The organism is Echinimonas agarilytica, assembly GCF_023703465.1.
In the GTDB taxonomy this organism is placed as follows: Bacteria; Pseudomonadota; Gammaproteobacteria; order Enterobacterales; family Neiellaceae; genus Echinimonas; species Echinimonas agarilytica.
The window spans coordinates 289,870-304,072 of sequence record NZ_JAMQGP010000007.1; the positions used below are offsets into that span (position 1 = coordinate 289,870).

The following is a 14,203-nucleotide window of genomic DNA, read 5'->3' on the forward strand; positions in this document are numbered from 1 at the left end:
TGATCCCCAGTCATTCACACTGAGCACCTGCGACAAAAGCACATTAACCGTTCACCAAACACGCTTCTATTAGTGCAAAATCTTGGTCATCCAACACCAAAGACCCACCTCCTATCACTCCTTCGGCTTGTTGGGGCGAACGCATTCCAACAATAGTTCCGGACACTGCGGGATGATGAAGTGCCCACGCAATAGCGACTTCGGCAACGTTCACTTCATGACGCTTTGCAATGCTTTTCAACGTTTCAACAATACGCAAGTTATGACTTAACTTAGGCTCATTGAAATCATCGGCCTTTTTGCGCCAATCGTCCTCAGGTAAGTTGTCGATACGCTCTCGTGTCATTGCGCCAGTAAGTATTCCAGAACCCATCGGTGAATAACAAATCACACCCGTTTGATTCTGTTGGCACCAAGGCAATATCGACTCTGCACAATCACGATTAACCAAACTATAAGGCGGTTGCAAGGACGTGACATGGCCGAGTTGTTCTAGTCGCTGCATTTGTTCAACCGAATGGTTTGAGACTCCTAAATGGCGAATTTTACCTTCGTTTTTAAGTGCAAGCATGGTCTCCCAAGCTTCTTCGATTTGGTCTTCTGGATTGGGCCAGTGAATTTGGTACAAATCAATCACATCAACCTTTAAACGCCGTAAGCTGTTTTCAACTTCTTCGCGAACGCTTGCAGCTGCTAAGCTAGGCGTGACCTCACCTTTAGCATCCCAGCGGAAACTACACTTGGTAAAAATCAACGGTTTTTCTGACAAACCTTGAATGGCGCGCCCAACAACGTGTTCAGAATGTCCTAACCCATACACCGGTGCGGTATCAATCCAGTTGACTCCTAAATCAAGGGCATGCTGAATGGTTTCAATCGACTGACGATCATCCTGCTCTCCCCATCCCCATAACCACTTACCGCCAATCGCCCATGCTCCAAGGCCAATTCTAGAAATATTTAAATCACTATTTCCGAGTTTCGAAAATTTCATGTTCAACGCTCCAACTTGTCTGGTTTTCAGGCTCAAATACCCTCTCAATTTTCAGCAGTATAAGAGTTGGAGTGAACTCCAGAGCAAGCACTATTGTGATCATTTATCGCTTACGTCAAAAGCAGCAAATTGAAGACGAATGACTCAGTTCACCGCGTCAAAAGCATTGAACTGAGGAAAACCTTTAAAAACAATTTCCTGACGTCCTAGAGCAATGTTAAAGTTGCCTGCTCAAGCGTATTTATTGGTTTACAGCAACAAGGCATCAATCATGAGTTCCTACAAGCATTCAAGCAAGCTCGATCACGTCTGTTATGAGATCCGTGGGCAAGCCTTGCAAGAAGCAAAGCGTCTAGAAGAAGACGGTCATCGAATCACCAAATTGAACATTGGCAACCCTGCCCCATTTGGCTTCGAAGCCCCAGACGAACTCATCATTGACGTCATTCATAACCTACCAACCGCTCAGGGTTATTGCGATTCCAAAGGGTTGTTTTCGGCTCGAAAAGCAGTCATGCAATATTGCCAGCAAAAACAAATCGATGGCGTCGAAGTTGAAGACGTCTTCATGGGCAATGGCGTGAGTGAATTAATCGTTATGGCGATGCAAGGCTTACTCAACGATGGCGAAGAAGTGCTTGTACCTGCACCCGATTATCCGCTTTGGACTGCGGCCGTGACACTCGCAGGAGGCAAGCCAAATCACTACCGTTGTGACGAATCGCAAGAGTGGGAGCCCGATATTGAAGACATTAAGGCTCGTATTAAGCCCAATACACGCGGCATTGTGGTCATTAACCCCAATAATCCAACGGGCGCGGTTTACTCCCAAGAAACGCTAGAAGCCATTGTTGAGTTGGCACGTCAACACAACTTAATCATTTTTGCCGATGAAATTTACGACAAAATCTTGTACGACAAAGCAGAGCATATTGCCATGGCGTCTCTGGCTGACGATGTTTTGTTTGTAAGCTTCAATGGTTTGTCTAAATCATATCGTGTTGCTGGCTTTCGTGTAGGTTGGATGATTCTAAGCGGAGCAAAACATAGAGCTAAAAGCTACATTGATGCGCTTAACATTCTGGCCTCCATGCGCTTATGCGCCAACGTTCCTTGCCAAAACGCAGTGCAAGCTGCGTTGGGGGGCTATCAAAGTATTAATGATTTTGTGTTGCCAACCGGCCGCTTATATCAACAAGCCGATGCCGCTTGGAAAGCACTCAACAATATTCCCGGCGTAAGCTGTGTGAAGCCCAAAGGCGCTTTGTATGTGTTTCCTAAGTTAGATCCAGAGGTTTACCCGATTCACGACGACGAAAAGTTTGTTTTGGACTTACTGCTCCAGCAAAAGATACTGGTCGTGCATGGTTCTGGGTTTAACCTCCCCACCAAGGATCACTTTAGAATTGTGACATTACCGCGGGTTGACGAGCTAACTCAAGCCATTGATAAAATAGGCGTATTTCTTAGCACTTACCGTCAAAGTTAACCCCCTTTACCTCATTAGCCGCATGAGTATCGCTTTGTTCATGCGGCTTATTTCTTGTGATCAAATCGCTCACACCAGCCATTGACCCCACATCCATTTAAGCCAATGTTGCCGAACTGCCCAGACTGTGCCAAATTGAGGTAAGCATATGAATTTTGAGGTGAGATTTTGGTAGATATTTGGCAGCAACGTTGTTCTGAAGAGTATAAAGCGCGGCGTCATGATCATCGTTCGGCTTACCAAAGGGATCGCGCTCGTGTATTGCATTCCGCTGCATTTAGGCGTTTGCAGGCCAAGACTCAAATTCATGGTGTGGGTAGCTCTGATTTTTATCGTACCCGTTTGACTCACTCCCTCGAAGCCGGACAGATTGGTCAAGGCATTCACGAACAGCTTGGCAATAAATACCCGCAACACAAAAGGCTATTAGGTCCTGCGCCACTCATCGAAACCTTGTGCCTTGCTCATGATCTTGGTCACCCTCCTTTTGGACACGGCGGGGAAACCGCTTTGCATTATATGATGCGCAATCACGGTGGGTTTGAAGGCAATGGCCAAACCTTTCGAATTGTGACTCGACTAGAACCTTACACCCAATCGTATGGTATGAATTTGGCGCGCAGAACATTACTCGGTTTGGTGAAATACCCTGTGACTATGAGTCAAGTCACACATATATCAGAGCAGCCCGAAGTCTCCAGTGCTCGGGATCTCAGAGCATCAGACTGGCACCCCGCCAAAGCACTTTATAATTGCGATCAAGATTGGATCGAATGGTTATTATCAAACTTAACTCCATCAGACCGAGCCAAATTCACGCAAGCGAGGGAAATTCAAGGCAGTCACAACAAAGCGCGCTATAAATCTCTAGATTGCTCCATCATGGAGCTGGCCGACGATATTGCCTATGGCATTCATGATTTAGAGGATGCGATTACTCTTAAAATGGTCAACCGTGAGCAATGGTCACAAGCAGAGCAACGTTTAAAACAAATTCCTGACGAGTGGCTACAAGCCAATATTGAAGCGGTAAGCCAAGAGTTATTTAGTAACCTTCCATTCGTCCGCAAGAACGCCATTGGCGCCTTAGTAAATTATTTTATTACGGCCATTGAGCTGGTTGATGATCTGCCCTTTGAAGAAGTGCTTTTAAGTCACAATGCTAAATTGCCAACCACCGCCGCAGCCGCACTGAAAGAATTCAAAGTGTTTGTGTTTGACTACGTGATTCGCTCTCACCAAGTACAAACCGCAGAGTATAAAGGCCAGCAGATGATCATGGCACTCTTCGAAGCCTACGAATCAGACCCGGAGCGGTTATTGCCAGAGGAGCCCCGAGCCCAATGGTTAAATTCAACTCAAGAAGATGACAAGATGCGAGTGATTGCCGACTGGGTGTCATCTTTAACAGACCAGTCAGCAACACGTATCTACCATGAACTATTTGCTTAATAGCCAGATTGGACCGCGGCCATTAAGACTGCAACACAGGAAAAATGTCTTTGAGGCCTTGGGACATAAATTCCACCGCCATTGCCATCATGATCAAGCCCATAATACGGGTAATGATATTGATGCCCGTATGCCCTAAAAAATTCGACAACAATGGCGCAGCTCTAAATACCAACCAACAAATCAAAGCCGCTGCTGCAATGCCACAGCCAAATCCAACTAAATGTTGCCATTTAGGGTATTCCGCAGAATAAACAATCGCTGTCGTCATCGCGCCAGGCCCAGCAATCAAGGGAATCGCCAAAGGTACTACGGCAATTGACTCACGCGTGACCGACTCATTCACCTCATCTTCATTGCGCCGCACATCGCTCATTTGCCCTTTGAGCATCGACAATGCAATTAAGATAAGCATGCCGCCGCCCGCGATTCGGAAGCTCGCGATGCTAATGCCGAACATTTTAAGCAATGCTTGGCCGACCAGCAGCACAATGATCAGCGTTAAGAACACCGTGATCATCGCCGTTGCATTGGTTTGAGCTCGTTCAATTTGGCTCTGATGACTGGTTAAACCGATAAACACAGGCAACAATCCAAACGGATTGAGAATGGCGATTAAGCCAATAAAAAACTGTAAATATAATGCGGTATCGAGTGCCATCGTTTTCATCTACTAAGTGAGGTTTAATGTTCAAGCGCATTGTAAAGATGGTGCAAAAATCGCGCTATTGAAATAAATTGACAGTTTTTACGCCTTATTGATAAATTTTTTTAATCTATTAATATTCCAGTATTCTTAACGCATTGTAATTGAATGAATTTCATCCGACATGGCGGAAAAGTAATCAAATTACATATTTTCACTTAAAAACAACAAATTTGCGTGACAAAGTGCACATACAAATACTATCTGTAGTAATTTCTGTAATTTTATTTCACTTGATCAGAATCAAATAAGCACGGTGGGGTAAGCCTATAATGCACCCCAAGAGAAAAGAAATTTCTCCTTTAAGCTGAGACTCAAAAGTGTCGTCTATACTTGCGTAACCTTCGGCACTGTGGTTCTGGTTCGAGGTCGGTTTAGATAAGAAATTTTATTTTTAGGAGTTATATATGTCAGTATCAAACTTGGACGAACTCGATTCGTTGGTCGCTCGCGTAAAGGCTGCCCAGAAAGAGTTTGCCAGCTACTCGCAAGAGCAAGTTGATGAAATTTTCAGAGCCGCATCACTGGCTGCATCTACAGCCCGTATTGAACTTGCTCGCATGGCTGCTGAAGAGTCAGGTATGGGTATTATGGAAGACAAAGTGATCAAAAACCACTTTGCTTCAGAGTTCATTTATAACAAGTACAAAGACGAATTAACCTGTGGTGTGATTGAACACAATGACGAAGGCGGCACAATTACTATTGCTGAGCCTGTTGGAATCGTTTGTGCAATCGTACCAACCACTAACCCAACCTCTACTGCGATCTTTAAAGCGCTGATTAGCCTTAAGACTCGTAACGGTTGTATCTTCTCGCCACACCCTCGCGCTAAAAATGCAACGAACTTCGCAGCCAAGCTTGTGCTTGATGCTGCAGTAAAAGCAGGTGCACCAAAAGACATCATCGGTTGGATCGACCAACCGTCAGTTGAGCTGTCAAACGGCTTGATGAAGCATGATGACATCGCATTGATTCTTGCAACCGGTGGTCCGGGCATGGTTAAAGCAGCTTACTCTTCTGGTAAGCCGGCTATTGGTGTAGGCGCAGGTAACACACCCGTTGTGATTGATGAAACCGCAGATATCAAACGTGCTGTTTCTTCTATCTTAATGTCAAAAACATTTGATAACGGCGTAATTTGTGCTTCTGAGCAAGCAGCGATTATTGTTGAAAGCATTTATGATGACGTGATTGCTCGTTTTGCAAAATATGGCGCAGCTGTATTGAGCAAAGCCGACGCTGATAAAGTTCGTAAAGTCCTTCTAATCAACGGTGCATTGAACGCAGCCATCGTAGGTCAACCTGCTTATAAAATTGCAGAACTTGCTGGCGTTACCGTTCCAGTATCCACCAAGATTCTGATTGGCCAAGGCCTTGAAGCGTCTTATGATGACGAGTTCTCTCACGAGAAGCTTTCTCCAACTCTGGGTGTTTACAAAGCTAAAGATTTTGATGACGCGGTTCGCCAAGCAGGCATCGTGCTCGATATCGGCGGTGTAGGCCACACCTCTGTACTTTATACCGACCAAGATGCCAATGCAGACCGCATCGCATATTTCGGCGATAAAATGAAGACGGCTCGTATTTTGATTAACACGCCTTCATCGCACGGTGGTATTGGTGACCTCTACAACTTCGAACTTGCGCCTTCATTGACGCTGGGTTGTGGTTCTTGGGGGGGCAACGCAATCTCTGAAAACGTTGGTCCAAAACACCTTATCAATAAGAAAATTGTTGCGAAGCGAGCTGAGAACATGTTGTGGCATAAACTCCCTAAATCTATCTACTTCCGTCGTGGTTCACTGCCAGTGGCAATGGATGATTTAGATGGCAAAAAACGCGCAATGATCGTGACTGATAGCTTCTTGTTCAACAATGGCTACATTGACGACTTACGTAACATCCTAAAAGACAAAGGCATGGAAGTTGAAGTGTTCCACGAAGTGGAAGCTGATCCAACATTGACCATTGTTAAGAAAGGTGCCGAAGCGTGTAACAACTACCAACCAGACGTTATTCTTGCGGTAGGTGGTGGTTCACCAATGGATGCAGCCAAAATCATGTGGGTGATGTACGAACATCCTGAAACTGATTTTGAAGACTTGTCAATGCGCTTTATGGATATCCGTAAACGTATCTACAAGTTCCCCAAAATGGGTTCAAAAGCCGAATTGGTTTGTATCACAACGACATCGGGTACAGGTTCAGAAGTAACACCATTCGCGGTTGTAACTGATGATTCAACGGGCCAGAAATACCCATTGGCTGACTATGAGTTGACTCCGACTATGGCGGTTGTTGATGCAAACTTAGTCATGGATATGCCTGCTTCATTGTGTGCATTCGGTGGTTACGATGCAGTGACTCACGCGATGGAAGCATATGTTTCTGTATTGGCGAACGAGTACTCTGACGGCCAGGCTCTGCAAGCACTTAAGTTGCTCAAAGAGTACCTACCAAGTTCTTACAAAAATGGTAAGAGCGACCCAGTAGCACGTGAAAAAGTTCACAACGCAGCGACTATCGCCGGTATCGCGTTTGCAAACTCATTCCTCGGTGTGTGTCACTCTATGGCTCACAAATTGGGTGCAGAGTTCCACGTACCGCACGGCTTAGCGAATGCATTGTTGTTGACCAACACAATTCGTTATAACGCAACCAATACACCAACGAAGCAAACTGCGTTCTCCCAGTACGATCGTCCTAAAGCACGCGCTCGTTATGCAGAAGTTGCAGAGCACTTAGGCTTCCGTGAAGGGAACACCGAAGACAAGTTGAACGCGTTACTCGGTTGGTTGGACGAGCTTAAAGCTGAAATTGGCATTCCAATGTCAATCAAAGAAGCTGGCGTTCCAGAAGAAGCATTCTTGGCGAAAGTTGATGAACTCGCAGTTGATGCATTCGATGACCAATGTACCGGTGCTAACCCACGTTACCCATTGATCAGCGAACTCAAGCAAGTTCTTCTTGATTCTTACTACGGTCGTCCATACGTGGATGACAGTGAAAAGCCTGCTGAGAAAAAAGCACCTGCAAAGAAAAAAGCAGCTGCTAAAAAGTAACTTCACCTCATCAGTGAATGAAAAAGCCGACTTTATGTCGGCTTTTTGTTGCGTCAAATTTGGCAACTAACTATTCTTGCGTTCTTTTTGGTTTTGCGGGATTAAATCGTGAAGAAGAAACTCTGCCCTTGTGGTAGCAACCAGACATACAAGGATTGCTGTGGCGTTATCCACCTCAAACCTAAATTAGCACGTCACCCAGAGCAGCTTATGCGAGCGCGCTATACCGCGCACACTCAAAATAACATTAGTTTTATCTTCAATAGCTGGCATCCAAGTACTCGGCCTGAGTCCTCAGAACCCGTTGAAGAATGGAACAGTCAGTGCTCATGGTTAGCTTTGAATGTGGCGCAGTCGCGTAAAGTGGGAACCAAAGGTTTTGTTGAGTTTGTTGCTTTGTACCGTCAAGCCGGACAGTTGAAGCAACATCATGAAGAGGCCAATTTCAGATTTGAAAAAGGCCAATGGTGGTATATGAACCAAAGTACATAACAACACCGTAACAGTTCGTCTACTATACTAATAAGTAGTTGTAGCACACTTTAAAAACACACTTTCAAGGAAGTCACATGAATAAGCAAATATCTGCGATAGGCATCGCTCTAGCTCTAGGTACAATGAGCACGGCAAATGCTGAAATCCTTAAAATCCCTCAACAAAGCGGGTGGTCTGGCTTTGCTGGAATTGGCGTCGCTTATAACGATTACAGCTCAAACTTAATTGCGGGTAATACGTTTTCTGATTTAGACAATGATGTGATCACCTCAGTAGATCAATCCGCGCCTTCTGAAAGCAATATTGGTGGCATGCCATTATTTGATATTCGTTATACCTTTGCAGAAGAACGCGGTCAGCTCTTTCTTGGTACCTTGATCCAAGATGCTGTGCGCCTCGACTTCACACAACAATTCGGTTATCGCCAAGAACTGTCTGACAAGAGTATCGTGTCGGGCGCATTCGTGTTTTCTGGTATGCCCGCAAAATACTGGGAAGATGCTTACTTAGAGAATGAGCGTCGTCGGGAAACTGACCGCAAATCCAGCGGTGTTCGCTTTGCTTGGTCACATATTGGCGGCACAGGATTCGCGGTAAACTACACATACCGTAAAATCGATATCGATGAAGATCGCAACGGCGAATCAGCTGTTGAAACAGGTATGATCACACTTGAAGAGCAACGACTTCTTCAACGCGACGGTAAGCACCACAAAGTAGAGTTAAATTACAACTACTTTATGAGTAAACAAACAATTCTCACGCCTGCGTTTATTTACACTAATCGCGATATGGACGGAGAAGCAATCGGTGGCGACGGTTATGCTGGCCAAGTGACCATGACTCACTTTGCAGCACCTTACACATTTATCGTCAACGGATATTATGGCGTTCGTAATTCTGATGAAGAAAATCCAATCTATGACGAAAAAACAGATGCGGACGAGTACGGTATAAACGCCACTATGTTCTACTCTAAAATCTTTGGATTGGAAGGTTGGTCAGGAATTTTGTCAGCGTCTTACTTTGAAAGTGATTCAGACGTTGAATTCCATAGCATGGACACTAAATCGGTGAACGCTGCAATGCTTTACCGCTTTTAAGCAACGTGTTGGCGAGATTGGTTTAACATCGCCAGCAATGCTTGATCAGCAGCCTGCCAATTGGCAGGCTGTTTCGTTTCTGGCTCTGAGCCTTGAACCTGAGCTTGCCGTAACGGGCTCATCGTCGCCAATACATCAGCATTGATGCGACTCTGTTCCGGACCGCAAAGTGCGTCTGGATTTAAACAGTTCAACAGGTGAACCGCCGACATTCCACCGTTGTTCATTGCATCAGCCTTATCAGTTGAGAGTAAAGCCTCTGGCGCACTATAAAGAGCTTGCTCTGGCGGTAAATCAAATTGTTCGCGTAAAGAGGAAGGTAAAGGGTGTTGAGTCTCAAGTTGATGAAATTGAGCCTGGTCTCGCACATCTTCGGATAGCATTGCCAGCAACAACCTAAATTTGTCTGAATCACCACCATGCGCACAGTCATTTAACTGTGTACCTAGCTGCCATTCATCTCTTAGCGGTTGGGTTGCTTGTATCGTCACTGCAATCTTCGTTCGTTATGTGCTCCCTTATTTATCGGCCACCTACGCTTAACCTTTAGTGGTTTTTAAGCACTTTTAAAATTGAATAAAATACCGCCTAAATTCAGTAAGAATCAGCTCATAATCAGACCAAACAAGCTTAAAAACATCTCCCTTGAATAGTATTTAATCAAACGTAAAATTAGTGCTTTACAACATAGATTAGATTTGTATAATGCGTGCCTCGGTTGGAGGGGTTCCCGAGTGGCCAAAGGGATCAGACTGTAAATCTGACGGCACTGCCTTCGAAGGTTCGAATCCTTCCCCCTCCACCACTTTCCACTTAGTTCTTTACGAACTTCCTAATACAAAGCCTTGTGTTACACTCTTCTAAAATAGCAATTTTAAGTTTTCTGGATGAATCCTAAACTCGACTTCGAACGAGCCAAAGTTTTAATTGTTGATGACCAACGCGCATTCCAAGTGACACTCAAGGGGATGCTGTTGAATCTTGGAATGAAAGATATTCAATTTGTTGAGTCTTCAGACGCAGCCATTCGAGCGTGTCGTGCCAAAGCATTTGATATTGTGTTGGCAGACTACAATTTAGGCCATGGAAAAAACGGCCGCCAATTGCTGGATACGCTTCGCGAGAAACGTTTGCTCGCTCCTCATACAATATTCTTTATCATTTCAGGCGAGGCCACCCGCGGTGTTGTACTAGGCGCTCTTGAGAGAGAACCCGATGATTACATGGTGAAACCATTTTCACTGCGGCAGTTATCGTCACGACTTCAACGAGCCGCCACCAAACACCAAGAAATGAGAGAGGTGTTCTCCGCGCTACACAATGACGACATCGATCTCGCCATTGAAACCTGCGAATCATTGCTCAAAGCAAGTAGTCGTTACAGCTCAATTTGTATAAAAATATTAGCTGAACAGCACCGCCTAGCCGGCAACTTGGACACATCAGAGAAACTCCTTCGCGACATATTAGAGTCACGTGACATTCTCTGGGCACGAGTATCGCTCGGGCACACGCTCAATAAGGCAAGCCGACATAACGAAGTCCTCGACTTACTTGGGCCAGTGATGAAGCAAAATCCCTTGGTGGTCGAAGCTCAAGATTGTTTGGCCGAAGCTTACCAAGCTATGGACGAGGGCGACAAAGCGCTACGTATACTGCGCAATGCCACTACCATTTCACCATTTACTTCCGAGCGACAGCTCAAGCTTGCTAATTTAGCGCGCAGGCAAGAAGAATATCTCATCGCCCAAGAAGCGTTTAAACAAGTCTTCGATTTAAGCCAAAGAGCGATTGAAAAAAACACGGAACACATGTGTAACTATGTGCGCGCAACCATCGAAGCAGCCTTAGACACATCTGATGAGCAACTGGCAAAACGCCTTGAAACCGAAGTATTCAATACACTCATGCGGGCTCGACAAGATGCACAATACAATGGCTTTGATTTTCAAAATTATGAAGACTTGGTCAATGCTCATAAATACGCTTCTCGAGGCGATCTATTACGCGCCAAAAAACTGTATTACAAAGCCACTGAACGCTACGACAACAAGTCAGAAGAAACCGAGCTACCCTTCGATTTTTTGAACGAAAGCCTCAATACCGTGGCTCTAATAGGCGAGTTAGAAGAAGCGCAAAAACTGCTGAACAAGGCCAAAGAAAGCGATACAGTGAATCCGTTTTTATTGTCTACTGTTGTTGCTCACTCCGATGCCTCAACCGGCGTAGAAGCGCTTAATACTCAGTTTCAGGTTCATAGCCGCCAAGGAATGAAGGCTTACGATGAAGCTCAATATGGTAAGGCCATTGAGGAGTTTGAAGTAGCGCTGCAGGTTGCACCTACAAACACTGGGGCAGCACTCAACTTGGCACAAACTCTACTCAAAAACTTAGCAGAACAAAAAAAACCAAGCAAAGCTCAAATTAAGCGCTGCGAAGAACTGTTTAGGCTGGTCGACAAAGTTCGATTACCCAGCCAACATCGCAATCGTAGAAAAGATTTGTGGCAGCAGTTACAACAAATTCAACAAGGCGGCAGATAAGCCAGCTTTTCATTAACAAAAGGTACAAGGATGGGTACACTAGTGCAAAATCTAATAACTTATTGCAAGGGACACTCGATGTATCGCCTTTTGCCAGTTTCTTTAATGTGCTTCGCTTCGCTTACAGCCTGCACAACAAACTCCACCTCTTGCGAAGAAATCGAAAATATTATCGCTCAGCGCCATGAATGTGATGAATTAGAACGCCGAATTCGTCAGTCTGAATCAATTGTTGTTCGTAGCAATCTCGAAGAAGTATACGAAAAGCAATGCGTAGAAATTCGCTTTTACCGCGACAGTTTTAACGATGACCAAGTGTGCTCTAAAAAACAAACCACAGCCGCAACCAATGCTGCTGAAGATAATCTAAAAGACACGAAAGAAGCCGAAGCTACCCCCTTCTAAACATACCCGTCAAATCACTTTTAGTGTGAACATGCAATCATTTTTGCATGTGCACACTTTAAAATGTAAACGTTATCAGACACATTTAAATCTGGATTAATAATTCGGAACTTTAGACTATGGATATCGGCGTTGCATATGCAATTCGCGGAACAACGGATGTAAGTGGCATTGAGAAACAAGTTGCATCGCTGTCTCAACTACAATGGCAGCAACGTCCTATTCGCAATGCTTGCTTTTCAGACCGCACAACACATGGTGTCACAGACTCCATTCTATTTCGCCATGACTGGCTGCCCGCCTACTCCAAACGCGGCTTTAAACAACTCCAACACAGTATTATCGACTGGTGCAAGCGCAATCATCGCCAACCTCACGATATGCTTCCGATTATGGAAGAGCGTAACAGCGAAACCCGCATTTATACTTTTCTTGACTGGGTTCACTGGCAACATTTACTCATCCCAATTATTTCAGACTTAGCATCTACCTTCGAATCTCCCAAAGGCGTGTTAACCCGCGCAGCACTCGTAAAGCTAAAGGCTGGAGCTACTATTCCAATCCATCAAGATGCCCAGCGCATGGCACAAATCAGCCATAGAATTCATATTCCCATCAATGACTGCCCCGATTGCGTCTATTCCATAGGCGGTCAGGAATTTTCCATGAAGCAAGGTAACATTTATGATTTTAATAACCGGTGGGATCATGGTGTTCAGAATCGAGGGAGTGTGGATCGAATCAATTTGATGTTGGAATATCTACCAGAGCCAGAGTGGGTATACCCCACTCCGCTCTTACTGACAGGCAATGCTTAGTAACAACTGGCTTTCAACTAGAAAACAAGCTCGGCAACAAACTGCTCTACGGATAAATGACGTTTAAAGTACGCATATTCCATATCTCTGCGAAAACTAACAGGGTCAATTTTAACTCTCGGATGATGTTCTTTGACCCAGTTCTTAACATGAGTTTGCCATGTAAAAAAATTACTAGCCATACTACCTCCTCATAAGTGAATTCGTTTGGTGCTTGTTTGCACCCAATCTGTTTGCGACAATCGGCCCCACTTCCCCGATAAAAAAATTTGCTATGTCTGACTTTAAAATTATCTCATTCAACATTAATGGTCTTCGTGCTCGCCTTCACCAGCTTCAGGCCATCATCGACAAGCACCAGCCAGACGTGATTGGTTTACAAGAAATCAAAGTTCACGACGACGCTTTTCCGCTTGAAGCGGTTGAAGCCATGGGCTATCACGTTGCATTTCATGGTCAAAAAGCACATTACGGTGTCGCTATGATGACCAAGCTCAAACCTGACTCCATCGAAAAAGGGTTTCCAACTGACACTGAAGAAGCTCAACGCCGAATGATCACGGTTAATTTAACCTTACCTAACGGTGAAAAGATCAAAGTGATGAACGGATATTACCCTCAAGGTGAAAGCCAAGATCACCCTGTAAAATTCCCATACAAGCGCCAATTTTACATCGATCTCCAAAATTATTTGGAGGCGAACACAACGCCTGATGACAACTTAGTGCTCATTGGTGACATGAATATTTCGCCAACCGATGCTGATATTGGTATTGGCGAAAACAACGCCAAACGTTGGCTTAAAACAGGTAAATGTAGCTTTTTACCCGAAGAGCGTGAATGGCTAAAAACGCTAATGAACTTCGGTTTTAGCGATACATTCCGCACACTGCACCCAGATACAAACGACCGCTTCAGCTGGTTTGATTACCGCTCTAAAGGCTTTAATGACAATCGCGGTCTGCGAATTGATTTACTGCTTGCCACTGACAGTATGAATAAGCGCGTGTTCGAAAGTGATGTTGATTATGAACTTAGAGGCATAGAAAAGCCATCTGATCACGCACCAGTATGGTCAACTTTCCGCTTCTAGGTCATAGGCGAGATCAAAAACAGGGCTCATAGGAGCCCTG

General features: G+C 44.8%; 13 protein-coding genes and 1 tRNA gene. 10 read left to right on the forward strand and 4 right to left on the reverse strand.

Features of this window, described 5'->3' with window-relative positions:
- Positions 1-43 precede the first annotated feature (43 nt).
- Positions 44-994: an aldo/keto reductase gene (locus NAF29_RS14410; protein WP_251262319.1), complete on the reverse strand. Its 951-nt coding sequence runs from the start codon at positions 992-994 to the stop codon at positions 44-46.
- A gap of 271 nt (positions 995-1,265) precedes the next feature.
- On the opposite strand from NAF29_RS14410, the gene NAF29_RS14415 reads away from it, so the two are divergent.
- Both NAF29_RS14415 and NAF29_RS14420 read left to right on the forward strand, forming a co-directional pair.
- A complete protein-coding gene (locus NAF29_RS14415) occupies positions 1,266-2,483 on the forward strand; it encodes a pyridoxal phosphate-dependent aminotransferase (protein WP_251262320.1) in 1,218 nt (405 codons plus the stop codon).
- Positions 2,484-2,648: 165 nt separating this feature from the next.
- Positions 2,649-3,935, forward strand: a complete 1,287-nt coding sequence (locus NAF29_RS14420) for an anti-phage deoxyguanosine triphosphatase (protein ID WP_349665586.1) — start codon at positions 2,649-2,651, stop codon at positions 3,933-3,935.
- A 22-nt stretch (positions 3,936-3,957) separates the two neighbouring features.
- Here NAF29_RS14420 and NAF29_RS14425 read toward each other — a convergent pair whose 3' ends face one another.
- Positions 3,958-4,596 (reverse strand): YchE family NAAT transporter, encoded by a 639-nt coding sequence (locus NAF29_RS14425; RefSeq protein ID WP_285817783.1) that lies wholly within the window; start codon positions 4,594-4,596, stop codon positions 3,958-3,960.
- 452 nt (positions 4,597-5,048) lie between these two features.
- On the opposite strand from NAF29_RS14425, the gene adhE reads away from it, so the two are divergent.
- From adhE to NAF29_RS14440, 3 genes are all read left to right on the forward strand, one after another.
- Positions 5,049-7,706, forward strand: a complete 2,658-nt coding sequence (adhE, locus tag NAF29_RS14430) for a bifunctional acetaldehyde-CoA/alcohol dehydrogenase (protein ID WP_251262323.1) — start codon at positions 5,049-5,051, stop codon at positions 7,704-7,706.
- Positions 7,707-7,814: 108 nt separating this feature from the next.
- Positions 7,815-8,198 (forward strand): YchJ family protein, encoded by a 384-nt coding sequence (locus tag NAF29_RS14435; RefSeq protein WP_251262324.1) that lies wholly within the window; start codon positions 7,815-7,817, stop codon positions 8,196-8,198.
- A gap of 77 nt (positions 8,199-8,275) precedes the next feature.
- Positions 8,276-9,304 (forward strand): DUF2860 family protein, encoded by a 1,029-nt coding sequence (locus tag NAF29_RS14440; protein WP_251262325.1) that lies wholly within the window; start codon positions 8,276-8,278, stop codon positions 9,302-9,304.
- Here NAF29_RS14440 and NAF29_RS14445 read toward each other — a convergent pair.
- Positions 9,301-9,795: a VC2046/SO_2500 family protein gene (locus tag NAF29_RS14445; protein WP_251262326.1), complete on the reverse strand. Its 495-nt coding sequence runs from the start codon at positions 9,793-9,795 to the stop codon at positions 9,301-9,303. The two genes, NAF29_RS14440 and NAF29_RS14445, sit on opposite strands and share 4 nt — an antisense overlap.
- Before the next feature lie 229 nt (positions 9,796-10,024).
- Here NAF29_RS14445 and NAF29_RS14450 point away from each other — a divergent pair.
- The 4 genes from NAF29_RS14450 (at position 10,025) to NAF29_RS14465 (ending at position 13,070) form a co-directional block, all read left to right on the forward strand.
- Positions 10,025-10,109 (forward strand) — tRNA-Tyr (locus NAF29_RS14450).
- A gap of 82 nt (positions 10,110-10,191) precedes the next feature.
- On the forward strand, positions 10,192-11,847 hold the full coding sequence (locus tag NAF29_RS14455; RefSeq protein WP_251262327.1) for a tetratricopeptide repeat-containing response regulator: 1,656 nt from the start codon (positions 10,192-10,194) through the stop codon (positions 11,845-11,847).
- Between the two features lie 78 nt (positions 11,848-11,925).
- Positions 11,926-12,252 carry a hypothetical protein gene (locus NAF29_RS14460; protein ID WP_251262328.1) on the forward strand — a complete coding sequence of 109 codons (327 nt, stop codon included), beginning with the start codon at positions 11,926-11,928 and terminating at the stop codon, positions 12,250-12,252.
- Positions 12,253-12,371: 119 nt separating this feature from the next.
- Entirely contained in the window at positions 12,372-13,070 is a 699-nt protein-coding gene (locus tag NAF29_RS14465) for an aspartyl/asparaginyl beta-hydroxylase domain-containing protein (protein WP_251262329.1), read from the forward strand.
- 17 nt (positions 13,071-13,087) lie between these two features.
- On the opposite strand, the gene NAF29_RS14470 is transcribed toward NAF29_RS14465, so the two are convergent.
- Positions 13,088-13,252: a hypothetical protein gene (locus NAF29_RS14470; protein ID WP_251262330.1), complete on the reverse strand. Its 165-nt coding sequence runs from the start codon at positions 13,250-13,252 to the stop codon at positions 13,088-13,090.
- A gap of 92 nt (positions 13,253-13,344) precedes the next feature.
- Here NAF29_RS14470 and xthA point away from each other — a divergent pair, with 92 nt between their 5' ends.
- Positions 13,345-14,163 (forward strand): exodeoxyribonuclease III, encoded by an 819-nt coding sequence (xthA, locus tag NAF29_RS14475; protein WP_251262331.1) that lies wholly within the window; start codon positions 13,345-13,347, stop codon positions 14,161-14,163.
- The last annotated feature ends 40 nt before the right edge of the window (positions 14,164-14,203 follow it).

What these genes read in the sequence shown, in the direction of transcription:
- NAF29_RS14410 (WP_251262319.1), bottom strand. Translation starts at nt 994, where the DNA reads ATGAAATTTTCGAAACTCGGAAATAGTGATTTAAATATTTCTAGAATT.
- NAF29_RS14415 (WP_251262320.1), top strand. Translation starts at nt 1,266, where the DNA reads ATGAGTTCCTACAAGCATTCAAGCAAGCTCGATCACGTCTGTTATGAG.
- NAF29_RS14425 (WP_285817783.1), bottom strand. Translation starts at nt 4,596, where the DNA reads ATGGCACTCGATACCGCATTATATTTACAGTTTTTTATTGGCTTAATC.
- adhE (WP_251262323.1), top strand. Translation starts at nt 5,049, where the DNA reads ATGTCAGTATCAAACTTGGACGAACTCGATTCGTTGGTCGCTCGCGTA.
- NAF29_RS14440 (WP_251262325.1), top strand. Translation starts at nt 8,276, where the DNA reads ATGAATAAGCAAATATCTGCGATAGGCATCGCTCTAGCTCTAGGTACA.
- NAF29_RS14455 (WP_251262327.1), top strand. Translation starts at nt 10,192, where the DNA reads ATGAATCCTAAACTCGACTTCGAACGAGCCAAAGTTTTAATTGTTGAT.
- NAF29_RS14460 (WP_251262328.1), top strand. Translation starts at nt 11,926, where the DNA reads ATGTATCGCCTTTTGCCAGTTTCTTTAATGTGCTTCGCTTCGCTTACA.
- NAF29_RS14465 (WP_251262329.1), top strand. Translation starts at nt 12,372, where the DNA reads ATGGATATCGGCGTTGCATATGCAATTCGCGGAACAACGGATGTAAGT.
- NAF29_RS14470 (WP_251262330.1), bottom strand. Translation starts at nt 13,252, where the DNA reads ATGGCTAGTAATTTTTTTACATGGCAAACTCATGTTAAGAACTGGGTC.
- xthA (WP_251262331.1), top strand. Translation starts at nt 13,345, where the DNA reads ATGTCTGACTTTAAAATTATCTCATTCAACATTAATGGTCTTCGTGCT.